Annotated in this window: 16 protein-coding genes and 1 tRNA gene; 8 read left to right on the top strand and 9 right to left on the bottom strand. The window is 62.8% G+C overall.

All coding sequences use genetic code 11. The features are described 5' to 3' along the window. Positions 1-78 precede the first annotated feature (78 nt). A complete protein-coding gene (locus IE166_RS12485; protein WP_189504296.1) occupies positions 79-1,872 on the bottom strand; it encodes an acyl-CoA dehydrogenase C-terminal domain-containing protein in 1,794 nt (597 codons plus the stop codon). A gap of 143 nt (positions 1,873-2,015) precedes the next feature. Beyond that, positions 2,016-2,438, bottom strand: coding sequence for a MerR family transcriptional regulator (locus IE166_RS12480; RefSeq protein ID WP_189505915.1), 423 nt, complete (start codon positions 2,436-2,438; stop codon positions 2,016-2,018). 474 nt (positions 2,439-2,912) lie between these two features. On the opposite strand from IE166_RS12480, the gene IE166_RS12475 reads away from it, so the two are divergent. The 3 genes from IE166_RS12475 (at position 2,913) to IE166_RS12465 (ending at position 8,677) form a co-directional block, all read left to right on the top strand. After that, the gene (locus IE166_RS12475; RefSeq protein WP_189504294.1) at positions 2,913-6,794 is read left to right on the top strand and encodes a peptidoglycan-binding protein; all 3,882 of its coding nucleotides are present in this window, start codon (positions 2,913-2,915) and stop codon (positions 6,792-6,794) included. A 146-nt stretch (positions 6,795-6,940) separates the two neighbouring features. Further along, positions 6,941-7,861, top strand: a complete 921-nt coding sequence (locus tag IE166_RS12470) for a sulfite exporter TauE/SafE family protein (RefSeq protein WP_189504292.1) — start codon at positions 6,941-6,943, stop codon at positions 7,859-7,861. A gap of 3 nt (positions 7,862-7,864) precedes the next feature. Next, entirely contained in the window at positions 7,865-8,677 is an 813-nt protein-coding gene (locus IE166_RS12465; RefSeq protein WP_244641455.1) for a TIGR02186 family protein, read from the top strand. 46 nt (positions 8,678-8,723) lie between these two features. Here IE166_RS12465 and pdeM read toward each other — a convergent pair whose 3' ends face one another. The 5 genes from pdeM to IE166_RS12440 all read right to left on the bottom strand — a co-directional run bounded on the left by pdeM (position 8,724) and on the right by IE166_RS12440 (position 13,521). Beyond that, a complete protein-coding gene (gene pdeM / locus IE166_RS12460; protein ID WP_189504290.1) occupies positions 8,724-9,419 on the bottom strand; it encodes a ligase-associated DNA damage response endonuclease PdeM in 696 nt (231 codons plus the stop codon). Beyond that, entirely contained in the window at positions 9,416-11,956 is a 2,541-nt protein-coding gene (locus IE166_RS12455; protein ID WP_189505912.1) for a ligase-associated DNA damage response DEXH box helicase, read from the bottom strand. Before IE166_RS12455 ends, pdeM begins: the two co-directional genes overlap by 4 nt. A 74-nt stretch (positions 11,957-12,030) precedes the next feature. After that, the gene (locus tag IE166_RS12450; protein ID WP_210312966.1) at positions 12,031-12,312 is read right to left on the bottom strand and encodes a hypothetical protein; all 282 of its coding nucleotides are present in this window, start codon (positions 12,310-12,312) and stop codon (positions 12,031-12,033) included. Continuing rightward, positions 12,248-12,550, bottom strand: coding sequence for a BrnT family toxin (locus IE166_RS12445; protein WP_189504288.1), 303 nt, complete (start codon positions 12,548-12,550; stop codon positions 12,248-12,250). The genes IE166_RS12450 and IE166_RS12445 overlap by 65 nt, the downstream gene beginning before the upstream one ends. Before the next feature lie 53 nt (positions 12,551-12,603). Continuing rightward, positions 12,604-13,521: a methyltransferase domain-containing protein gene (locus IE166_RS12440; RefSeq protein WP_189504286.1), complete on the bottom strand. Its 918-nt coding sequence runs from the start codon at positions 13,519-13,521 to the stop codon at positions 12,604-12,606. Between the two features lie 116 nt (positions 13,522-13,637). Here IE166_RS12440 and IE166_RS12435 point away from each other — a divergent pair, with 116 nt between their 5' ends. After that, a complete protein-coding gene (locus tag IE166_RS12435; protein ID WP_189504284.1) occupies positions 13,638-14,648 on the top strand; it encodes a ligase-associated DNA damage response exonuclease in 1,011 nt (336 codons plus the stop codon). Beyond that, positions 14,645-16,243 carry a cisplatin damage response ATP-dependent DNA ligase gene (locus tag IE166_RS12430; RefSeq protein ID WP_189504282.1) on the top strand — a complete coding sequence of 533 codons (1,599 nt, stop codon included), beginning with the start codon at positions 14,645-14,647 and terminating at the stop codon, positions 16,241-16,243. Before IE166_RS12435 ends, IE166_RS12430 begins: the two co-directional genes overlap by 4 nt. Before the next feature lie 6 nt (positions 16,244-16,249). Here IE166_RS12430 and IE166_RS12425 read toward each other — a convergent pair whose 3' ends face one another. Beyond that, positions 16,250-17,383, bottom strand: coding sequence for a hypothetical protein (locus tag IE166_RS12425; RefSeq protein WP_189504280.1), 1,134 nt, complete (start codon positions 17,381-17,383; stop codon positions 16,250-16,252). A gap of 115 nt (positions 17,384-17,498) precedes the next feature. Continuing rightward, on the bottom strand, positions 17,499-17,903 hold the full coding sequence (locus IE166_RS12420) for a hypothetical protein (RefSeq protein WP_189504278.1): 405 nt from the start codon (positions 17,901-17,903) through the stop codon (positions 17,499-17,501). A gap of 187 nt (positions 17,904-18,090) precedes the next feature. On the opposite strand from IE166_RS12420, the gene IE166_RS12415 reads away from it, so the two are divergent. The 3 genes from IE166_RS12415 to eutC all read left to right on the top strand — a co-directional run bounded on the left by IE166_RS12415 (position 18,091) and on the right by eutC (position 20,591). Next, positions 18,091-18,166 (top strand) — tRNA-Thr (locus IE166_RS12415). Positions 18,167-18,390: 224 nt separating this feature from the next. Continuing rightward, positions 18,391-19,785 (top strand): ethanolamine ammonia-lyase subunit EutB, encoded by a 1,395-nt coding sequence (locus IE166_RS12410; RefSeq protein WP_189504276.1) that lies wholly within the window; start codon positions 18,391-18,393, stop codon positions 19,783-19,785. Further along, positions 19,782-20,591, top strand: a complete 810-nt coding sequence (gene eutC / locus IE166_RS12405) for an ethanolamine ammonia-lyase subunit EutC (RefSeq protein WP_189504274.1) — start codon at positions 19,782-19,784, stop codon at positions 20,589-20,591. The genes IE166_RS12410 and eutC overlap by 4 nt, the downstream gene beginning before the upstream one ends. Position 20,592 lies beyond the last annotated feature (1 nt).

Raw genomic sequence — 20,592 nt, 5'->3', positions numbered from 1 at the left:
TTCCTTCAGTCTCGTCGGCGGATATGGGGTCGCCCGGTGCAGCCTATCAAGTGTTAGGTTGCGCGGGCAATGGCGCGATCAGAACGCCTCCGCCGGCAAAGCCATCAGAGTATCGGCGCCGGCCGAGATGCGCGCAAGGCGTGTTGCGGTTTCCGGCATTGCGCGTTCCATGAAGAAGCGGGCGGTAACCAGCTTGGTCTCATAGAACGCCGTGTCGCCCGATCCATCGGCAATCTTGGTTTGCGCGGCCTTGGCCATCTGGCCCCACATATAGCCGATCGCAACGAGGCCGAAGAGGTGCATGTAGTCGGTGGACGCCGCACCCGCATTATCAGGCTTCTGCATCGCGTTCTGCACCAGCCACATCGTGGCCGCCTGAAGGTCGTTTAGGCCCTTCTTCAGCGCCTTAGTGAAGGGCGCCAGGGCCTCGTCGCCGCGGTTGTCCTCGCAGAAGGCGCCCACCTCCTTGAAGAAGGCCTGCACGGCGCGGCCGCTATTCAGCGCGAGCTTGCGGCCGACGAGATCGAGCGCCTGGATGCCATTGGCGCCCTCATAGATCATGGCGATACGGGCGTCGCGCACGAACTGGCTCATGCCATGTTCTTCGATATAGCCATGGCCGCCGAACACCTGCTGCGCGGCAACAGCGTGGTCGAAACCCTTGTCGGTGAGCACGCCCTTGACCACCGGCGTCATCAAACCGAGCAGGTCATCGGCCGCCTGCCGCTCCTTCTCATCGCCCGCGCGCGCGGCGAGATCGGATTGCAGGGCGGTCCAGAGCTGCAGCGCCCGTCCGCCTTCGGTAAAGGCGCGGATGGTCAGCAGCGTGCGGCGAATGTCGGGATGAACGATGATCGGGTCGGCTTGTCTGTCCGGCGCCTTGGCACCCGACAGCGAACGGCCCTGAATGCGCTCACGGGCATAAGACACAGCGTTCTGGTAAGCCGCTTCGCCGACGGCCAGACCCTGCAAGGCGACACCCAGGCGCGCCTCGTTCATCATCACGAACATGGCCTTCAGACCACCGTTCTCGGCGCCGATCAGAAAGCCTTCCGCCTCGTCATAGTTCATGACGCAGGTGGCATTGCCGTGGATGCCCATCTTTTCTTCAAGCGAGCCGCAGGACACGGTGTTGCGCTCGCCCACGCCGCCATCGGCGGTGAGCTTGAACTTCGGCACGATGAAGAGCGAAATGCCCTTCACGCCTTCCGGCGCGCCCTCGATGCGGGCGATCACCAGATGGATGATGTTTTCGGCCATGTCGTGCTCGCCGGCCGAGATGAAGATCTTCTGGCCGGAAATCCTGTAGGTGCCATCGCCTGATGGAACCGCCTTGGTGCGCAACAGGCCGAGATCCGTGCCGCAATGCGGTTCGGTCAGGTTCATCGTGCCGGTCCAGGTGCCATCCACCATCTTGGGCAGATAAAGCTGCTTCTGCTCGTCCGAGCCATGTGCGACGATGGCCGCAATCGCCCCTTGCGTCAGGCCGGGATACATCATCAGCGCCATGTTGGCGGCCGACATATATTCGGCAACGGCGGTATGCAGCGTGTAGGGGAGACCTTGGCCGCCGAACTCTTCCGGCACCGCCAAACCCATCCAGCCGCCCTGGCGATACTGGTCGAAGCCCTGCTTGAAGCCCTTCGGCGTGGTTACCGAACCGTCGGCCGCACGCGCGCAGCCTTCGGTGTCGCCGATGCGGTTGAGCGGCTGGAGTACGCCTTCGGAAAGCTTGGCGCCTTCATCCAGGATCGCATCTACCACATCGGGGGAGGCATCGGCGAAGCCATTCAGATTGCTAAAGCGATCGAGCCGGAGAACCTCGTTCAGGATGAAGCGGGTATCTTCAACGGGCGCGCGGAAAACGGGCATGCTGTCCTCCAGGTCAAGCGCGAAGCGGAGGGCGCTTCAGCGCATTCAACACGAAAACGCCGGGCGGGGGACCGGCGCTTGGAGGATCGACTATCAAACTTTGACGTTTGCGTAAACGTCAAAGTCAAAGTGCACGGGGTGGATCAGTTCGGCTTGCCTGTCGGGATCGAAGCCAGCTTGTCCTTCGTGGTCGAAATCAGATCGCTGATGGCTTCGATGGCCGAATCAAGTTCGGCGCGCTGCTTTTCCAAGCGGCCGAGCTGACGGGTGGAGCGATCCACCACGGCCTTGAACTGGCGGATATTGGTGCCATTCGGATCGTAAAGATCCATCAGTTGCTTCACTTCGCGCAAGGAGAAACCAACCTTACGGCCGAGCAGAATCAATTCCAGCCGGCTGACATCGCGGCGATGATAAAGCCGCGTGCTTCCGACGCGTTCGGGCGTTAGCAGTCCCTTGTCTTCGTAGAAGCGGAGCGTGCGCAGGGAAACGCCGTATTCCTTGGCCAGATCGCCGATACGGCGGGCGTCTTCCTCCATGCTCGCCGCTTCGTCAGGGCTCGACATGTCGATGTGAGACTCTTTCTCCGCGGGAGCGCGGTTGAAATGATAAGCCATTGTTTTTGTTCTTCTTGCTGTGGGTTCGCGGGCAAAACCGTGCGGCATCGTTCCGACAGGCTTCTGCTGGATACGCGTGTTTCTGATGCCGATGTGGGGGCGGTCCTGATACCCGCCTATATAGGCCTTCCCCACGGACATGCAACGCAGATGAAAACAGGGCTGCTATGCATTTGGCGGGAAAGATCAGCGATTCAACATGGTTAACGCGTTCTTTACCACCTCCTGAGACCTTTACGGATGTCGGCGTTTCGTGAACCGCTCGTACCGAATCTCTTCACGGCGTGTTTCCGGGTGCTTGTTGAAGCCCGGATCGAACCGAAAGTTCCGCACCAGCCACGCGGTCACGCAAGGTCCCGGCAATCCTCCTCGTGTTTACCATGCGCGGTGGCACACCAGTTTCAGCGGCGGCGGGCGGTTTCGATGACCAGCAGGCGATCTTACCTCGAGACTTTGAATTCCGGGCGGCAACGCCGCGGAACTTCGTCGCTCGACGAGCTGACACGCACCCTGGAAGCGCTGGAAACCCAGCTGGAGCGCCCTTCGCCCTTTGCCAATCTGCGCCGCCGCGAAGCAACCGAACTCGCACGATCGGTGAGCCACGCCGAACGCGGGCCGAATCTGCAAGCCCCGTCGCACACCTCCGTACGCGCCGAGCAGCGCGCCGAATCATCCTTCGAGCCACGCCCGAACCTTTCCCGCGAAATGCGCAGCGACCGCCCCGCGCCGCGCACGGCCCTTCAATCCGTTGCGCGCGACCTCGAACGCACGCGACGGGAAGGCGACAATGTCGCGGCCGTGGGCCAGATCGCGGCCGAGTTGCAGGCGTTGCGCGAAGACATGCGCCAGCAGATGGCCGCGTCTCTCACGCGTGAATTCGACACGCTGCGCAGCGAAGTGCATCGCCTGGGCACCGAAGCCCAGCGCGGCAGCGGTTCCAGCGAAACACTGCTGGGCGAAGTCGAGCGGCTATCCGGCGCGATCGCCGATCTGTCTCACCGCAGCGACGACAAGAATGTTTCCCTGCTTCGCCTCGAACTCGATCAGGTCAAGAATTCGATTGGAGCGCTTGCCCGCGAAGACACGCTGCGTGCCGTCGGCAATCGCTGGGACGCCTTTGATGACCGCATGTCGCGCTTCGAAGAGCGCGTCGCAGCCCAGTCGCCGCAGCCACGTGACGATGCCGCCATCGATGCCCTGACGCACCGCCTGGAGCAGATCGCAGCCGCGGTCGACGTTCTGCCGGAATCGCTGTCCATCCGCACCCTGGAAGACAAGGTGCGCACGCTGGCCGGCGCGCTGGATCATTTTGCCCGCAAGCAGGATGCGCAAAGCGAACAAACCTTCGAGATGATCGCCGAGCGTCTCGACGAGATTTCGCGCGCCATCGCCGCTTCGCTCAGCCACGCACCCGTCAACTCGAGCTTCGACCCGGCCCCCTTCCAGCGCATCGAAGCGCGCATGGCCTCACTGGCCTCGCAGATCGAGGAATTGATCGACGAGCGCCCGGCGCATGAGGTGCTCGGCCAGATCGCGGCCCTTTCGACCCGTGTCGATGAGCTCGCAGCCCGTGCCGCCCTGCCGGAAAAGGCGGTGGAGCGTCTCGGTCAGCAGCTTGGGCAGATCGCCGAGCGGTTGGAAAAGGAACCGGCAGCGCCAGACGTATCCACCATCTTCGATGGGCTGGAACACCGCTTCGCCGTTTTGTCGGATGCGCTCGACCGGCGTCAGGCCGATTCCACCGAGCAGGGCAACAAGCTGCTGCGCGACATGGAAACGCGCCTCGACACCATCGTCCAGCGTCTCGACGTTCAGGCCGAAAAGCCCAGCGATCGCGGCGAAATCCTGTCGGTCATGGATGAGCGCTTCGCCGCACTCGCGGCCCGCCTCGACGAGCGCGTCGCTTATGGTCCGGAAGCCGCTACGATCCGCGAACTCGAACTGCGTTTGGGCGACATCGCATCCCGGCTGGATACGTCCGCGCGTCAGGTCTCGTCGGTCGATGAAGCCGTAATCGGCCGTTTGGAAGCGCAGGTTGCCGAACTCTCCGTGCGCTTGTCCAATCCGCCACGGGTTCTGCCTGAGCTCGAGAATTTCGCGCCGCGCTTCGACCAGATCGAGCGCTCGATCGCCGGCCAGCATGATGCGCTGATTGAAGCCGCGCGCAATGCCGCTGCCGACGCCGTGCGTGAACTCGCCGAACGCGAAGGCGACAGTCAGGCGGTCGCCAGCCTGTCGGGCGAGTTGCGTTCGCTTGAAGTGCTGACGCGCCAGTCCGACGAGCGCAATTCCAAGACGTTCGAAGCGATCCATGACACGCTGATCAAGATCGTCGACCGTTTGAGCATGATGGAGCAAGGCGAGCAGGCCCGACCGGCGCCCAAGCCCATCGTGGCGGACGCGCCCTCGATCGCCGCGGATGACGCGTTCGATCCCTACGCGCTCGACGATCTTTCCATAGCCGAGGTGCCGTTCGGCCAGCGCGACACGCAGAACAAGCCTTTGGCGGGCGATCCCGCGAGCGAAATCGACGACGCGCAGGTCCGTGCTTCGAAGCTCGGCGGTTTCACCCGCGCCTTGCGCAACCGCAAGGACAAGCAGCCGGAGATCACCGAACAGCCGGTTCCGGCCAAGCCGGTCGTCGAAGAGCCGGATTTCCCGTCGCTCGACCAGCCGCTCGATCCACGCATTGCCAACCAGCCGCTCGAACCCGGCAGCGGCGCGCCGGATCTCAACACCATCATGAAGCGGGTGCGCGACGAGCGCGGACCGGCTGACACCAAGGACGAAGCGGAAACCGCGAAATCGGACTTCATCGCCGCCGCACGCCGCGCAGCACAAGCCGCTGCCGCCGAAGCCAATGGCAAGAAGACCGGCAGCAATGCCGAGGACGCTTCCGGGCGCGGCAAGATCGGCCGCATCCTCGGTCTGCGCCGCAAAACCGTGCTGATGGCCACTGCCGCGATGGTGGTGGGCGTAGGCGGCTTCCAGCTGACGCGCGCCTTCCTGGCAGACGAACCCTCACTGTTCGTCGCCTCCAACGAGCCCGCACGCAATGAAGCCTCTGCGCCGATGATCGCGGCTGCGCCGAGCGCACCGGCTGCACCCGATACGGCCGAACCAGCCCGCCAGACGACGCCCGCTTCAGAACAACCCGCTCCTGTTGCTGAACAGGCGCTGCCCGGTGTTGCAAATAGCGTAAGCCGGACGCCTGCCGACACCGCATCCAAGCCGACGCAGGCCACAACTCCACTCGAAGCAGACGTGGCCCAAGAGCCGGGAACAGGCGAAGCGTCCGATCCCGAGCCGATCGCTCCCGAAAGAACCGCGTCCGAAGGATGGGAAGCCGAGCCTGCGGTCGTCGCCTCGGCCCAACCACAAGACCCGGTTGCCTCGGCCATCGTTCGACCGACGGTGGAAGGGAATATTCAAGCCTCTACCGCACTTGAAATCGGCTCCGTGCCGCTCAACGCAGGGCCGGTCGCGCTGCGCGAAGCGGCCCAGGCCGGCGACATCAAGGCATTCTTCGAAATCGGCACCCGCTATGCGGAGGGCCGCAACGGCGAACCGGACATGAAGTCGGCCGCCGACTGGTATGTGCGCGCCGCAGACCGTGGCTTTGCGCCCGCCCAGTACCGCATCGGCAATTTCTACGAAAAGGGCGTCGGCGTCGAACGCGACCTGACCAAAGCCAAGGCGCTTTACGAGAAAAGTGCCGCGCAGGGCAACGCCAGCGCCATGCACAATCTGGCCGTGCTTTATGCCATGGGCGCCGATGGCACGACCGACAATAAGGCGGCGGTTCGCTGGTTCACGGAAGCGGCCGAGCGCGGCATCAAGGACAGCCAGTTCAATCTGGGCATTCTGGCCGCCAAGGGCGTCGGCATGACCCAGGACCTTGAAGCTTCCTACAAGTGGTTTGCCCTCGTGGCCAAATCCGGCGACAAGGATGCCGAAGCCAAGCGCGATGAAATCGCCAAGGCCATGAAGCCCGAGGAACTCACCCGCGCCCGCGCCGACACCGAATTGTGGCGCGCCAAGCCGGCCGATCCCGCGGCCAACGATGTCACCGTTCCGCCGGAATGGCAGGAAAGCAACGACGTCACCGCCAGCATCGACATGAAGCAGGCCGTGCGTAACATTCAGCTCATTCTGAACAAGAACGGCTTCGATGCCGGCCAGCCGGACGGGCTGATGGGCGGGAAGACCAAGACCGCGATCATCGCCTTCCAGAAAGCCAATGGACTGACGGCGGACGGCGAGGTCAACGAGCCTCTGGTGCGCGCGCTGTTGGCGAAGAAGTAAGCGTCTTCGCCGTCCGCGTGGCTAACCGCGTCGCAACACGAACATCTCGCCTTGCTTTATCCACTATATTCGCGTTGAACGAAATTGCGGTCCCGCTTTGCCGGGACCGCTTTTATTTCAACGGGTGAGAAGCTGAGTGTGACGGGGTGAACATCTATCTCCCCATAGCCGAAATGTCGGTCAACGGCCTCGTTGTCCTGATCATGGGCGCTGCCGTCGGCTTTCTTTCCGGTTTGTTCGGCGTGGGCGGCGGCTTTCTCATCACGCCGCTGTTGATCTTCTACAATATCCCTCCGGCCATCGCGGTGGCGACCGGCGCCAATCAGGTCATCGCCTCCTCAATGTCGGGCGCGCTGGCGCACTTCAAGCGCCGCACGCTTGATTTCAAGCTCGGCTTCGTGCTGCTGCTCGGCGGTATCGCCGGCTCCAGCCTGGGCATCGTCGTGTTTGCCTGGCTGCGCGCGCTTGGCCAGTTGGACCTGTTCATTTCGCTGCTTTACGTCGTGTTCCTGGGTGCGGTCGGCGGCCTGATGCTGGTGGAAAGCGTCAACACGCTACGCAAATCGCGCGGCGGCGCGGTGTCGCTCAAGCGGGCCGGCCAGCATCACTGGATCCACAAGCTGCCGCTGAAGATGCGGTTTCGCACCTCCAAGCTGTTCGTCAGCGTCATTCCAGTTCTGGCGCTGGGCGCCGGCATCGGCTTTCTGGCGGCCATCATGGGTGTCGGGGGCGGATTTATCATGGTGCCGGCGCTGATCTATCTTCTGAAAGTGCCGACCAATGTCGTTGTCGGCACCTCGCTGTTCCAGATCATCTTCACCGCCGCCTTCACCACCATCGTCCATGCCGCCACCAACCAGACCGTGGATGTCGTGCTGGCCTTTCTGCTGATGATCGGCGGCGTGGCCGGCGCGCAATATGGCGCAAAGGCCGGCCAGAAGCTGCGCGGCGAACAGCTGCGGCTGCTCTTGGCGCTGATGGTCGTATCCGTCGCACTCCGGCTTGCCTTCGACCTCTTCGTCCAGCCGGACAATCTGTATTCGCTCGGGCCTCTCGGGGAGTTCTGAGCGATGAAGCGCATGTTCCTTCCCGTCATGATCCTGCTGGCGCTGGTCGGACCGGCGCTCGCCCAGAGCGAGCCGCAACCCGAAGCCGAACAGGCCGCGCCGCAATACAACGAGTCGATCCAGATCGGCCTGTCGACCGACCGGATCACCATCACCACGGATTTTTCCGGTACCGATCTTACCATCTTCGGCGCCTTGAACGACGTCGATCCGCAGATCGCGCGGCAGAACCGCTATGATGTGGTTGTCGTGCTGGAAGGACCTGCGCGGCCGGTGGTGGTGCGCCGCAAGGATCGCGTGCTCGGCATGTGGATCAACACCCAGTCCGAGACCTTCGTGAACGTGCCGATCTCCTACTCAGTGTCGACGACGCGCGCGCTGCAGGACATGGCGCAGCCCTCGACCTATGGACGGCTCTCGCTCGGCAGCGCCTATATGTATCTGCAGCCGAAAGATCGCGACGACGATCCGCAGACGATCGAGGAATTCACCGCAGCCTTGCGTGAGCGCAAGCAGATGACCGGGCTTTACTCCGAGCTGATCGGCGGCGTGCAGTTCCTGTCGCCCAACCTGTTCCGCGCCACGCTGGAGCTCGCGCCCAATGTGCCGATCGGCACGCATCGCGCCCGCGCCTTTCTATTCAAGAACGGGTTGTTTATCCGCGAAACCTCGGCGCAGCTGGCGATCCAAAAGTCGGGCGTGGAACAGTCGATCTTCCAGGCAGCACACGAATACAGTCTGTTTTACGGCATCTTTGCCGTCGCCCTCGCGATCATCACCGGCTGGCTCGGCCGCATGATCTTCAATCGGGACTGAGGACCCGTTCGGGTACGCGCCTAGATCGCGACGAGCCGTGGGCTGATCAACCCGGATGCAGATTGGTCGGCGCGATCGTGTAGATGCGCGCATCGCCCATCATGTGAGCGCGAAAACTCGACCAGTCGAACAGGTTGCGGTAAGCGCGGTCGAGCACGTTGAGCGTGCCGGTAAAGGCGCCAAAGGCGGGCATCACCAGCCGACGGCCATCACCGGCAAAACAGCGGCGGCGCACGGAGCGGCCGCGCTGTACGATGCGCGCGCCGGGATGCAGATGGCCGGCGATCTCGCCCGCGATCGAGACAAGCGTTGGTTCATGACGGAAGATAAGGCCGGCCAGCGCAATCTCAGTGACACTCTCGCCGCAAACCCCCTTCGGCGCGTCGGGATCGTGATTGCCGGTGATCCAGTACCAGTCGCGACCCTTCTGCAGATCGGCAAGTTGAGCGCGGAAAGGATCCGGCATGCGCTCGGAGCCCCAGCCATCGTGGAAACTGTCGCCAAGGCTGACCACCACTTTCGGCTGGTACTGCTCAATCGCGACGGCGAGACGCAGAAGGGTTGTGGCCGTATCGTAAGGCGGCAGGAACGAGCCGCGCCGGGCAAAGGCTGAACCCTTCTCAAGGTGGAGGTCGGAAACGACAAGGAGAGAATGATCGGCGAACCAGAGCGCGCCCGAGCGGTCGCACAGCGCTTCTCGCCCGGCGATGCGAATGCGTCCGTTAATGCCAAGCGGCATCATGTCTCGTGCGTTTGTGTCCAATTCGGTCCCATCGCCTCTTCAACCATGAGGCTGTCTTCGGCTTCGGCGAGCAGAGCATCATGAACATCGCCATGAACGCGCTCTTTGCCGATCTCCATCATGATCGGCACTGCCAGCGGCGAAATCCGCTGAAGATCCTTATGCATGATTCGACCCCGGATGCGCCCAAGCATTTCGCTCAAGCGGCGAATGTCGAGCAGTCCCGCTGCGGCATCCTGACGGGTCGCCTGCAGGAGGATGTGATCCGGCTCGTGAGAGCGCAAGACGTCGTAAATGAGGTCGGCCGAGACGGTGACCTGCTTTCCGGTCTTTTCCTGTCCTGGAAAGCGCTTTTCGATCAGCCCCGCAATCACCGAACAGTTCCGGAACGTGCGCTTGAGGAGATAAGAGGAATTCAGCCACTCTTCGAGATCGTCGCCCAGCATGTCTTCGTCGAACAGGTCCGAAAGACGATGCTTTCCCGTTTTGAAGGCATGTCCCATGTCTTCCATACCCCAGACTGCCAGCGAATAATCAGTCGCCACGAAGCCTAGGGGATGAAGACGGGCGCGCTCCAGTCGCTTGGTCAAGAGCATGCCGAGCGTCTGATGCGCGAGCCTGCCCTCGAACGGATAGGCCACCATGTAGAAGCGGTTGCCGCGCGGAAATGTTTCCACCAGCAGATCGTGGGGATTGGGTAGGACGGACCTGTCGGCCTGCATGCGCAGCCAGTCAGCCACTTGGCTTGGCAATGCCTTCCAGCGCTCCGGATCGGCCAGCATGCCGCGCACAACCTCGGCGAGATAGGTGGTCAGCGGAAACTTCGAGCCGCCCCAGTAAGGAACTTTCGGTTCTGAATCCGGCGCGTTCGACACGAAGCACTCATTGTCGCGAATGCCTTCGAAGCGCAGAATCTTGCCGGCGAACATGAACGTGTCATGATATTCGAGCTGTTCAAGGAAGCTTTCCTCGATCTTGCCCAGTGTCATGCCGCCACGCGAAGCTGTGCCGCGACCTTTGCCTACATAGCGAATGTTGAGCGACGGCGCCTCGACGATCGTGCCGACATTCAGGCGATATTGCTGCGCATAGCGCGGATGGCTGATGCGCCAGAGACCCTCCTTGGTCTTGCGGATCTTGGCATAGCGCTCATAGGCCCGCAGCGCATAACCGCCTGTGGCGACGAAATCGATGATGCGATCGAAGGTGGTGCGGTCGAGGTCGGCATAAGGTGCTGCCGTGCGCACCTCGGCATAAAGCGCGTCGGGATGGAAGGGTGAACCGCAGGCCGTTCCCAGCACATGCTGCGCCAACACATCGATCGCACCTGAGAGGAGCGGCGGCGTGTCTTGCGCGCCGAGATAGTTGGCTTCCAGCGCGGCCTCGCATTCCAGCACTTCGAACCGGTTGGCGGGAATGAGGATCGCCTTGGAGGGTTCATCCATGCGGTGATTGGAACGGCCGATGCGTTGTGCCAATCGGCTGGCACCCTTGGGCGCGCCGACATGCACGACGAGATCGACATCGCCCCAATCGATCCCGAGATCGAGCGTCGAGGTCGCGACGATCGCCCGCAGCGCATTCGCTTCCATCGCCTTTTCGACGCGACGGCGCTGGCCGACATCCAGCGAGCCATGATGGAGCGCGATCGGCAGCGTATCCTCGTTGACGCGCCACAGTTCCGAAAACAGCAGTTCGGCCTGGAAGCGTGTGTTGACGAATAACAGCGTCGTCTTGTGATCCTTGACCGCCTGATAAATTTCCGGAATGGCGTAGCGGCTCGTATGGCCCGCCCACGGCACGCGCTCTTCCGACTTCAGGATGGAAATGTCAGGCTTGGCGCCGCCATCGACCGTGATGAGGTCCGACATAGCGCCGGGTTCCGCCTGGCTCACCAGCCAGCGGCGAAGCTCGTCGGGTTCGGCAACCGTTGCGGACAGGCCGATGACCTGCAGATCAGGGCAAAAGCTGCGCAGTCGCGCAAGACCCAGCGCAAGAAGATGCCCGCGCTTGGAGGTGACGAGCGCATGCAACTCATCGAGCACGACATAGCGAAGATCGGCAAAGAAGCGCTCAGGCTCGTTGCTGGCGATCAGCAGGGCCAGCTGTTCGGGGGTGGTGAGAAGAATATCGGGCGGCGATAGTTTTTGACGCTGGCGCTTCGATGCCGGCGTGTCGCCCGTTCGCGTTTCCAGCGTAACCTTAAGGCCAATTTCATTGACGGGCGTGGTCAGGTTGCGCTCGATGTCCACCGCGAGCGCCTTCAGCGGGCTGATATACAGCGTATGCACGCCGCGATGCGCTTCACCCGGCTTCTTCTTCGGCCGTTCCGCCAGGTCCGTCAGGCTCGGCAAAAACCCCGCCAGCGTCTTGCCCGCACCGGTCGGCGCAATCAGCAGCACCGACTTTCCCGCCTGCGCCCGCCCCAGCAAATCCACCTGATGCGGCCGCGGCGCCCACCCCTTCTTGCCGAACCATCGTAGAAACGGTTCCGGTAGCCGGGCGGGCAGGGTGGTGTCGGGGGAAGGAGGGAGGATGAGCTTTGTCACACCATCAAGATAGGGCGGTGAAAGGCACTGCGCCAACTCTCAGGTGGCAAAGGCAAGCGGCGCTACCGAGCACCTTTTTGAGCAGCCACATAGGCCCGCAGCACATTCTGCATCTTGGTCAAATGACCCTTGCCGGCCGCCTGCTTGTAAAAGAAGTCGAAGACCTCCTGATCAAGCCGCAGATGCACAGACCGGGAGGATGGTTGTACGATTTTCGCGTTTGCCCAAAATTCCGGGCCAAGGTCTTCGCCTTCCGGCGCATCGGGCGAGTAGTAGAGTTCACCCGCCTTTCTCATCCTGGTGAGTTCTGCCAGGGTAGCACGCTTGATATTTTCTTCGGGCATTTCGCCCTCCTTTCCAGGCAGTGATCAGCCGGGTGACGTGGCCACGCTGCGTATGAAGCACAACGAAACACTCGTCCTCGATCATACCTACTGAAATCAGTCGGACCTCTCCATAATCGGACCGCTGATCTACGCTGGTGACCACATCTCCTTCGAAGATGCCGGCAGCATAAAGGATGTCAACGCGTCGAGACTGCAATGTCTCATCACGCTTGTTTTCATCCCATTCGAATTCCATAAGCACTCAAAATCATTGTGTACATAAATATGGTACGCGTTCTATCGGATATTTCAAGTCGGTCTCGCCGCCACCACCACCAGCCCCCTGATCGCCTCGCCGCGATCCCTCCTGATCGTGTCCTCCGTTAGCGACACCAGCACAAACCCCGCTCTCGCCAATTCCCGCTCCACATAGGCCCGCCCATGCGCATAGCGGCGGGATTCGCGCAGCACGAGATCGTCGCCATCGGACGCTTCCACCGAAAAGGCGAATAGCCCGCTGGTTTCCAGCATCGCGGCCACTTTGGCGAACACGGCTTCCAGCGTGCCAACATACATGAAGACGTCGGCCGCCGTGACGAGGTCGATGCTCGGTGCGATGTCCAGTTCCGCGATGTCGCCCTTGATCAGCCGGTCATACACGCTGCGAGCGTCGGCCTTGCGCAGCATTTCGGCTGAAAGGTCGATGCCTTCCAGACCGCCGCAAAGCGGCCGCAGCCTTTCGCCCATCAGGCCTGTGCCGCAGCCGAGGTCGACCGCCTTGTCGAAGTGGGTGCGACCGGTTGCGTGGAGGGCAGCTTCCAGCAGTTCGGGCACGCGGTAGCCGAGCTTGTCGACCAGCGCATGATCGAAACGGTCGGCATAATCGTCGAACAAGGCTTCCACGAAGTCGGCCGGTGGTGTCTCGGGAATAGGAGTGGCGCCCAGCAAAGCAAGCTTCAGTGTGGCGCCGAAGCGGTCGGTCGGTTCCAAGCGCAGGGCCTCGCGCCAGGCTTGTTCCGCGCCCGCCGTGTCGTCTGCCTTCTCGCGCAGCTCACCGAGGCGAAACCAGCCGGCGGCCCAGTTCGGTGCGATCTCCAGAGCCCCTGTCATCAGCTCCGCGGCGGCGGTCCAGTCACTGCCTTCCGCCAGCATTTCGGCATAGTCCGCGCGGCGGTCGGCAAGAAAGTCGCCGGAGGACAGTCCAGAAGACAGGGTCGTAAAGGCCATCGGCCACCGCGTTGAAAAGGGAGAAGGTGGACGCGTATGACGCCAGAACCGGCCCTTGGCAAGAGCCTGCGCAAGGCAGACTTCCCGCTTGGGCTCGCGCACCTATCTAGAAGACCATGCGCGGCCAAGACCTGCTTCATCCCCGCCCCGAAGGCCTTTACTGCCCGCCCGGCGATTTCTTCATCGATCCGGTGCGCCCGGTTGCGCGCGCGCTGATTACGCATGGCCATGCCGATCATGCGCGCCCCGGCAACACGGCCGTGCTCGCCACGCAGCAAACGCTCGACATCATGGCGATCCGCTATGGCGCCACTTTCGCACAAAGCAGTCAGGCGGCCGAATGGGGTAAACCGATCAGCTTCGGCGATTGCACGGTGACCTTTCATCCGGCCGGCCATGTTCTTGGCTCGGCACAGATCGCGGTGGAATGTGGCGGACTGCGCATTGTGGCATCGGGCGACTACAAGCGCCGTCATGATCCGAGCTGCCAGGCGTTCGAACTGGTGCCCTGCGATATCTTCATCACCGAAGCGACCTTCGGCTTGCCGGTGTTCCGCCACCCGGATTCAAAGGCGGAAGTAGCCAAGCTGCTGCGTTCGGTATCGCAATTCCCCGACCGTACCCACATGGTCGGCGCTTACGCGCTGGGCAAGGCGCAGCGCGTCATCAAGGAACTGCGCGACGCCGGCTATGATCGGCCGATCTTTATCCACGGCGCGCTGCAGAAGCTGTGCGATTATTACCAGACGCAAGGCATCGATCTCGGCGAGCTGAAGCCTGCGACGCTGGAAAAAGGCGCCAAGACCGATTTCGCCGGCGCCATCGTGGTCGGCACACCGTCGTCCTTCGCGGATCGCTGGGCGCGTCGCTTCGCTGATCCGGTTGCAGCCTTCGCATCCGGCTGGATGCAGGTGCGCCAGCGCGCCCGCCAGCGCGGCGTCGAACTGCCGCTGATCATCTCCGACCATTGCGACTGGGACGAGCTGTGCGACACGATCGACGAAGTGGGCGCGGGTGAGATCTGGGTCACGCACGGCCGCGAGGAAGCGCTGGTGCGGTATTGCGAGCTCAAGCAGCTGCGCGCCCAGCCGCTGCATCTCGTGGGCTATGAGGACGAGTCGGAATGAGGGCCTTCGCCGAACTCCTCGACCGTCTCGTGCTTACGCCGTCGCGCAACCGCAAGCTCCAGCTGATGGTGGATTATTTCCGCGCCGCACCCGATCCCGATCGTGGTCTGGCGCTTGCTGCCTTGATCGGTGACCTCGATTTTCCCGCCGTGAAGCCGGCGCTGCTGCGGGCGCTGATGAGCGAGCGTATGGACCCTGTTCTGTTCGGCTATTCCTATGATTATGTCGGCGATCTCGCCGAAACGATCAGCCTGGTTTGGCCGACCGGCGACGACGGCGCAGGCACCGAACTGCGTCTGGCGGATGTGGCGGCACGGCTGATGGCCGTCAGCCGCTCCGATGCGGGTAAGGTGCTGACCGATCTGCTGGATCATTCCGCCGCTTCCGAGCGCTTTGCGATCCTCAAGCTCGTCACCGGCACGTTGCGCATCGGCGTGTCGGCCCGCCTTGCCAAACAGGCGCTCGCGGATTTCGGGAGCAAGCCGGTCAACGAGATCGAGGAGCTGTGGCACGGGTTGCATGCGCCTTACGCGGATTTGTTTGCCTGGCTGGAAGGCACGGCGGACAAGCCGGTGCCGCAGGCACAGGCTTTGTTCCGGCCGGTCATGCTGTCGACGCCGATGGGCGACACCGACCATACCAAGCTTGAACCGTCGGATTACGCGGCCGAATGGAAATGGGACGGCATCCGCGTTCAGGTCGTTGCCAACAACGGCACCTATCGCATGTATTCGCGCACCGGCGACGATATCAGCGGCTCCTTCCCCGACCTGATGCAGGCCGTCACCTTCGATGGCGTGATCGACGGCGAATTGCTGGTCGGCGACCCGCAAGGCAGAACCGCCACCTTTTCCGATCTGCAACAGCGGCTCAATCGCAAGAGCGTTTCGCCCAAGGTCCAGGCGGAATTTCCGGTCTTCGTGCGGGTCTACGACATTCTTCAGCGCGGCGAAGAGGACCTGCGCGGCCTTACCTTCGTCGAGCGCCGCAAGCATCTCAAGGCCTTTGTTTCCACGCTCGATCCCGCCCGCTTCGACGTATCCCGCTTTGTGTCCTTCGACAGCTGGGCGCAGCTCGACGAGATGCGCAAGCATCCGCCGCATCCCATTATCGAGGGTGTGATGGTGAAGCGGTGGGATTCAACTTATGTGCCCGGCCGACCGAAAGGTCCGTGGTTCAAGTGGAAGCGCGATCCCTACACGGTTGATGCCGTTCTGATGTATGCGCAGCGCGGCCACGGCAAGCGCTCCAGCTTCTATTCCGATTACACGTTCGGCGTCTGGTCCGGCCCGGAAGATGCGCCCGAGCTCGTGCCGGTCGGCAAGGCCTATTTCGGCTTCACCGACGAGGAGTTGAAGCAGATCGACAAATTTGTGCGCGACAACACGATCGACCGCTTCGGCCCGGTGCGCTCCGTGCGCGCGGACCGCACCACCGGTCTGGTGTTCGAGGTCGCCTTCGAAGGCCTCAACCGCTCGACCCGCCACAAATCCGGCGTCGCCATGCGCTTTCCCCGCATCAATCGCCTGCGCTGGGACAAGCCGACGGCAGAAGCTGACCGTATCGAAACGCTGCAGTCGATGCTGGACGCTTAGCCGCTTTTAATTTCCAGACACGCGGATCGAATAGATGTCCACGGCCTTGCCGTTGTTGGAGACATCGCTGACGATGGCGATCGTGCCATCGGATCCCGGCTCCACCGTCGGCAGATCGACATCGAAGATCACGTCGCCGCGCTCGCCGGTCAGGTCGAAGCGCCGCCGCCCGCCGCAATCGCCCAGTTCTCCGAAGGAACAACTGATCGAAATCTGGGTGGCCTCGCCGTCTTCCGCCTGCGCTTCCACCACGAACAAAGCGCGCCGCCCCGCCAACTGCTTCAACACGTCCTGCGGCACGTTGAAGGCGATGGCCGAACCGGAGCGGCCGGAATGGATGCGCAGCGCGCGGGCCTCGCCTTCGCCCGTTAACTCGGCAACCGCATCGCTGGGCGTGGTGAAGTCGTCCTGTTCGCCCGGCGTAAAGAGCGCGATCGCGTTGGGATCGGCGGCCTCGGCGCCAAGCCGTGGCGCCCCCGTGTTGCCAGGCGCAGTGCCGGCGGCGGGATTGAACCCTTCGGCTTCGCGAACCGGCGAGGGGTTCGGCACCGAACCGTCGCGTTGTTCCGCGGGAATAAGGAGGCCGCTGCCCACCACCCACCAGGCGGCAAGCGCGATCAAGGCAAGAGCGGTGATGGCCACGAACAGCATGGCAAACGGCCGGCGCTTGCGCCGCACGCTGCGCGGCTCGCCCCGCACCGTTTCATCGAGATCGGCGTCAATCCGGTACTCGTCCAGCACCGGCGCACGGTGTTCGCCGCCGAGAACCGGCTCACGGCGCTCGGTCGGATAAGGGCGAGCCTGCGGAGGATGGCGCGGTTCGGCGCGTAGGTCGGGTTCCGCAACGCGCGGCGCTTCGTTGCGCGCTTGGACGCGCGGAGCCTCAGGTGCGACACGCCGTTCGTCCTGAGGTTGAACCGGCACTGGCCGGGACACGGCAAGATGCTCGCCTTCCACGCGGGCGATGGTTTGCTGCAGGCTGGAACGGCGCGCCAATGCACTTTCTTCCGACACGTTGGGATTGTTCAAGGCGCGTTCGAGCGCCGCGAAGGCGGATTGGTACACCTTTTCTCGGTATGCACGATCCCCAGCATCGCCCTTTTCGAGCGCTGATCGAATGGCGCGTTCGAGTGTGTCCACCGGGTCCTCTTGAGCCTTGCCGTGTTCGAATCGTTAACGCAGAGCGGCAACGGGTTCAATCGCAGCTGTGCCACGATCCTGCAACCCGCGCACGAATGCCTGATGACTGGACCTGTCAGCCTTCGTCGATCGACAGGCCGAACGCATCAGCCACATGGGGCGCAACCAGTCCCGTGTGCAGCGCCAGCAGGATGAGTTCGGCATCGAGCCCATCCGGACAGTCCGCCGCCCGCTCGACACGCGCGGCCAGCGTTTCCGCCAGATCTTGCCCCAACAATTCAGCCATCCGCCCTTCGCCTAAGACGGTGAAAGCGACGAGTGCTGCGGCATCCTCATAGGCCCGGTCCGGCAGGCTGTCGGCCTTTCCGTGCTTTTGCACCAGCCGAACGGCCGCGAGCTTCACGCCATCCACCACTTGCGCGGGATGCACATCGCAGCGCCGCAAGCCCTCGTCGAAGGCGCGCAGATCGGCCGAGCGCCCGAACCGGCCGAGAAAGCCGAAAGAGGATCGTCCTGCCATGAAAAACTCCAAACCAGATAGCTGCGCCGTTGACCCGTCACATAGGACGCAACACCTCGCCGCGCACCGCCTCACCCATCGACATCGCGTGAACGAGAGCCTCGCACGCTTTCGCTTGATCTCAGCCTCCAATCCAGCTATGAGCCGCGCACGATCGCTTTGAGACATCTTCCGTCCGCTTGGCGACGCCGCTTTAGCTCAGTTGGTAGAGCATCGCATTCGTAATGCGGGGGTCGCGTGTTCGAGTCACGCAAGCGGCACCATTTCCTCCATGATGATCACCTGTCCAAACCAGCTCCCTTGGTTCCGCACGCCTGGATGCATTTTGCGCGCGCAGGGCGATGTCTTGCGGTTGATATCCGATTTCTTCGCCGAGAAAGCCGCTGATAGCTTGATGGAACCGCGTCGGCGGGTTGATGTATAGGCAGCCTGTCGCATCGTCGGCGGCGGCGATGTTCGGCGTCAACCAGACTGTGGCGGGCTTTCCATGTCCTATCGTGCCGTGATCGACCAGACGGTTTACAGGTTCAGCACGCTTGCCGAACTGATGGCGAAGGCGACGCCGCAGCGCTCGGGTGATGAGCTTGCAGGCATCGCGGCAGACGGACCGATTGAACGGCTCGCTGCTCAGATGGCGCTGGCCGATCTGCCTTTGCGCGCTTTCCTTGAACAGCAGCTGATCGATGGCGAGCATGACGATGTGTCGGAGCTGATCGCCAGGCAGCATGACCCCGACGCCTTTTCACCTGTCGCCAGCCTGACCGTCGGGGCATTCCGCGAATGGCTGCTGTCATCGTCGGTTGGTCAGACCGAGTTGGAAGCCGTGACTTACGGGCTGACGCCGGAGATGGTCGCGGCCGTTTCCAAGATCATGCGGGTCAAGGACCTGATTGCGGTGGCCGCCAAGCGGCGCGTCGTCACCCGCTTTCGCAATACGCTTGGCCTGCCGGGGCGACTGTCCTTGCGCAATCAGCCCAATCATCCCACCGACGATTCGTTCGGTATCGCCCTGTCGGCCGTTGACGGTCTGATGATGGGATCGGGCGATGCGGTGATCGGCGTCAATCCCGCGACCGACGGTCTTGCTGATTACATGCGCATCGTGACGCTGCTCGATGACCTGCGCCAGCGCCTGTCCATCCCCACCCAGACCTGCTGTCTTGGTCACGTATCGGTCGCCTTGCGGGCGATGGAAAAGCGCGCTCCCGTGGATCTCGTTTTCCAGTCCGTCGCCGGCTCGCAAAAGGCCAATGACGGCTTTGGCGTCAGTCTGGAGATGCTGCGCGAAGCGCAGGACGCGGCCTTGTCGCTGAATCGCGGCACGATTGGCCGCAACGTCATGTATTTCGAGACAGGGCAGGGCTCGGCCTTGTCGTCTGACGGGCATTTCAGTGTCGATCAGCAGACCATGGAAGCGCGCGCCTATGCTGTCGCGCGCGCCTTTGATCCCTTTATGGTCAATACCGTCGTCGGTTTTATCGGCCCGGAATATCTCTTCAACGGCAAGCAGATCATCCGCGCCGGGCTTGAGGACCATTTCTGCGGCAAGCTGCTTGGCCTGCCGATGGGGGTGGATGTCTGTTACACCAACCATTGCGATGCCGACCAGGAAGACATGGATACGCTGTTGACGCTGCTCTGCGCGGCCGGCGTCAACTTCGTCATCACCGTACCGGGCGCCGATGACATCATGCTGAACTACCAGTCGCTGTCACATCACGACGGGATCTTCGCCCGCGAAACGCTGGGCTTGCGGCCGGCACCCGAATTCGAGGCCTGGATGGTTGACGTCGGCCTCGCGGATGAAGCGGGCCGGTTGAGAGACCACATGCCGCCCGCGCTGATCGAAGCGATGCGGACCAGCGCGGATGCTGCCGCATGAGCAAACTCACCGCCCATCCCGCTTCCGAGCCTGCACAAACGGAGCTCGCCGATTTCGCTGACCTGACGCAGGCGCGCATTGCGCTGGGGCGAGCCGGGTCCAGCACGCCGACGGCGCATGAACAACGGTTCCAACTCGATCATGCGCGGGCACGCGCCGCCGTCTGGTCGCAGGTCGACGAGGACACGCTGTTGGCGCATCTCGAACCGCTCGGCCTGCCGATCGTCACCGTGGAGAGCCAGGCCGTCGATCGTGCCGATTACGTGCGCCGACCCGACAAAGGCCGCCTGCTTGCACCTGCTTCCCGCCAGACCCTAGCCGATCGAAGCGGGCGCTTTGACGTGGTGATCATCATTGCGGATGGGCTGTCGGCGACGGCAATCAACCTCAACGCGGCGGCTCTTGTAGCCAGTCTTGTCCAAAGGCTGCAGTCGGCCGGCTTGTCCCTGGCGCCGATCGTGATGGCACGCCGCGCCAGAGTGGCACTCGGCGATGCGATCGGCGAAACCCTGGGTGCCCGCGTCACCATCACGCTGATCGGAGAGCGTCCGGGCCTGTCCGCCGCCGACAGTCTCGGCGCCTACCTGACCTATGCGCCCGTTTGCGGCACGCCGGACGCGAGCCGCAATTGTATTTCCAACATCCGCGAACACGGAATGCCGCTGCCCCGGGCGGCCGAAGCGATCGCTGCGCTGGCCGGCCGGATCTTCAATGCGAGGCTGAGCGGCGTGAAGCTCGGCGAAAACCGGCTTACATCGGAAGAGCCATCGAAAATGGTAACGGGAGACGACGGCACCGATACCTAGA

The sequence above is a fragment of the Tianweitania populi genome (genome assembly GCF_014652875.1).
GTDB lineage: Bacteria > Pseudomonadota > Alphaproteobacteria > Rhizobiales > Rhizobiaceae > Tianweitania > Tianweitania populi.
The sequence above is the reverse complement of the archived record's forward strand: the minus strand, read 5'-3'. Positions and strand labels throughout refer to the sequence as shown.

Coding starts and splice junctions, on each gene's coding strand:
- IE166_RS12485 (WP_189504296.1), bottom strand. CDS start 1,872: ATGCCCGTTTTCCGCGCGCCCGTTGAAGATACCCGCTTCATCCTGAAC.
- IE166_RS12480 (WP_189505915.1), bottom strand. CDS start 2,438: ATGTCGAGCCCTGACGAAGCGGCGAGCATGGAGGAAGACGCCCGCCGT.
- IE166_RS12475 (WP_189504294.1), top strand. CDS start 2,913: ATGACCAGCAGGCGATCTTACCTCGAGACTTTGAATTCCGGGCGGCAA.
- IE166_RS12465 (WP_244641455.1), top strand. CDS start 7,865: ATGAAGCGCATGTTCCTTCCCGTCATGATCCTGCTGGCGCTGGTCGGA.
- pdeM (WP_189504290.1), bottom strand. CDS start 9,419: ATGATGCCGCTTGGCATTAACGGACGCATTCGCATCGCCGGGCGAGAA.
- IE166_RS12450 (WP_210312966.1), bottom strand. CDS start 12,312: ATGCCCGAAGAAAATATCAAGCGTGCTACCCTGGCAGAACTCACCAGG.
- IE166_RS12445 (WP_189504288.1), bottom strand. CDS start 12,550: ATGGAATTCGAATGGGATGAAAACAAGCGTGATGAGACATTGCAGTCT.
- IE166_RS12440 (WP_189504286.1), bottom strand. CDS start 13,521: ATGGCCTTTACGACCCTGTCTTCTGGACTGTCCTCCGGCGACTTTCTT.
- IE166_RS12435 (WP_189504284.1), top strand. CDS start 13,638: ATGCGCGGCCAAGACCTGCTTCATCCCCGCCCCGAAGGCCTTTACTGC.
- IE166_RS12430 (WP_189504282.1), top strand. CDS start 14,645: ATGAGGGCCTTCGCCGAACTCCTCGACCGTCTCGTGCTTACGCCGTCG.
- IE166_RS12420 (WP_189504278.1), bottom strand. CDS start 17,903: ATGGCAGGACGATCCTCTTTCGGCTTTCTCGGCCGGTTCGGGCGCTCG.
- IE166_RS12410 (WP_189504276.1), top strand. CDS start 18,391: ATGTCCTATCGTGCCGTGATCGACCAGACGGTTTACAGGTTCAGCACG.
- eutC (WP_189504274.1), top strand. CDS start 19,782: ATGAGCAAACTCACCGCCCATCCCGCTTCCGAGCCTGCACAAACGGAG.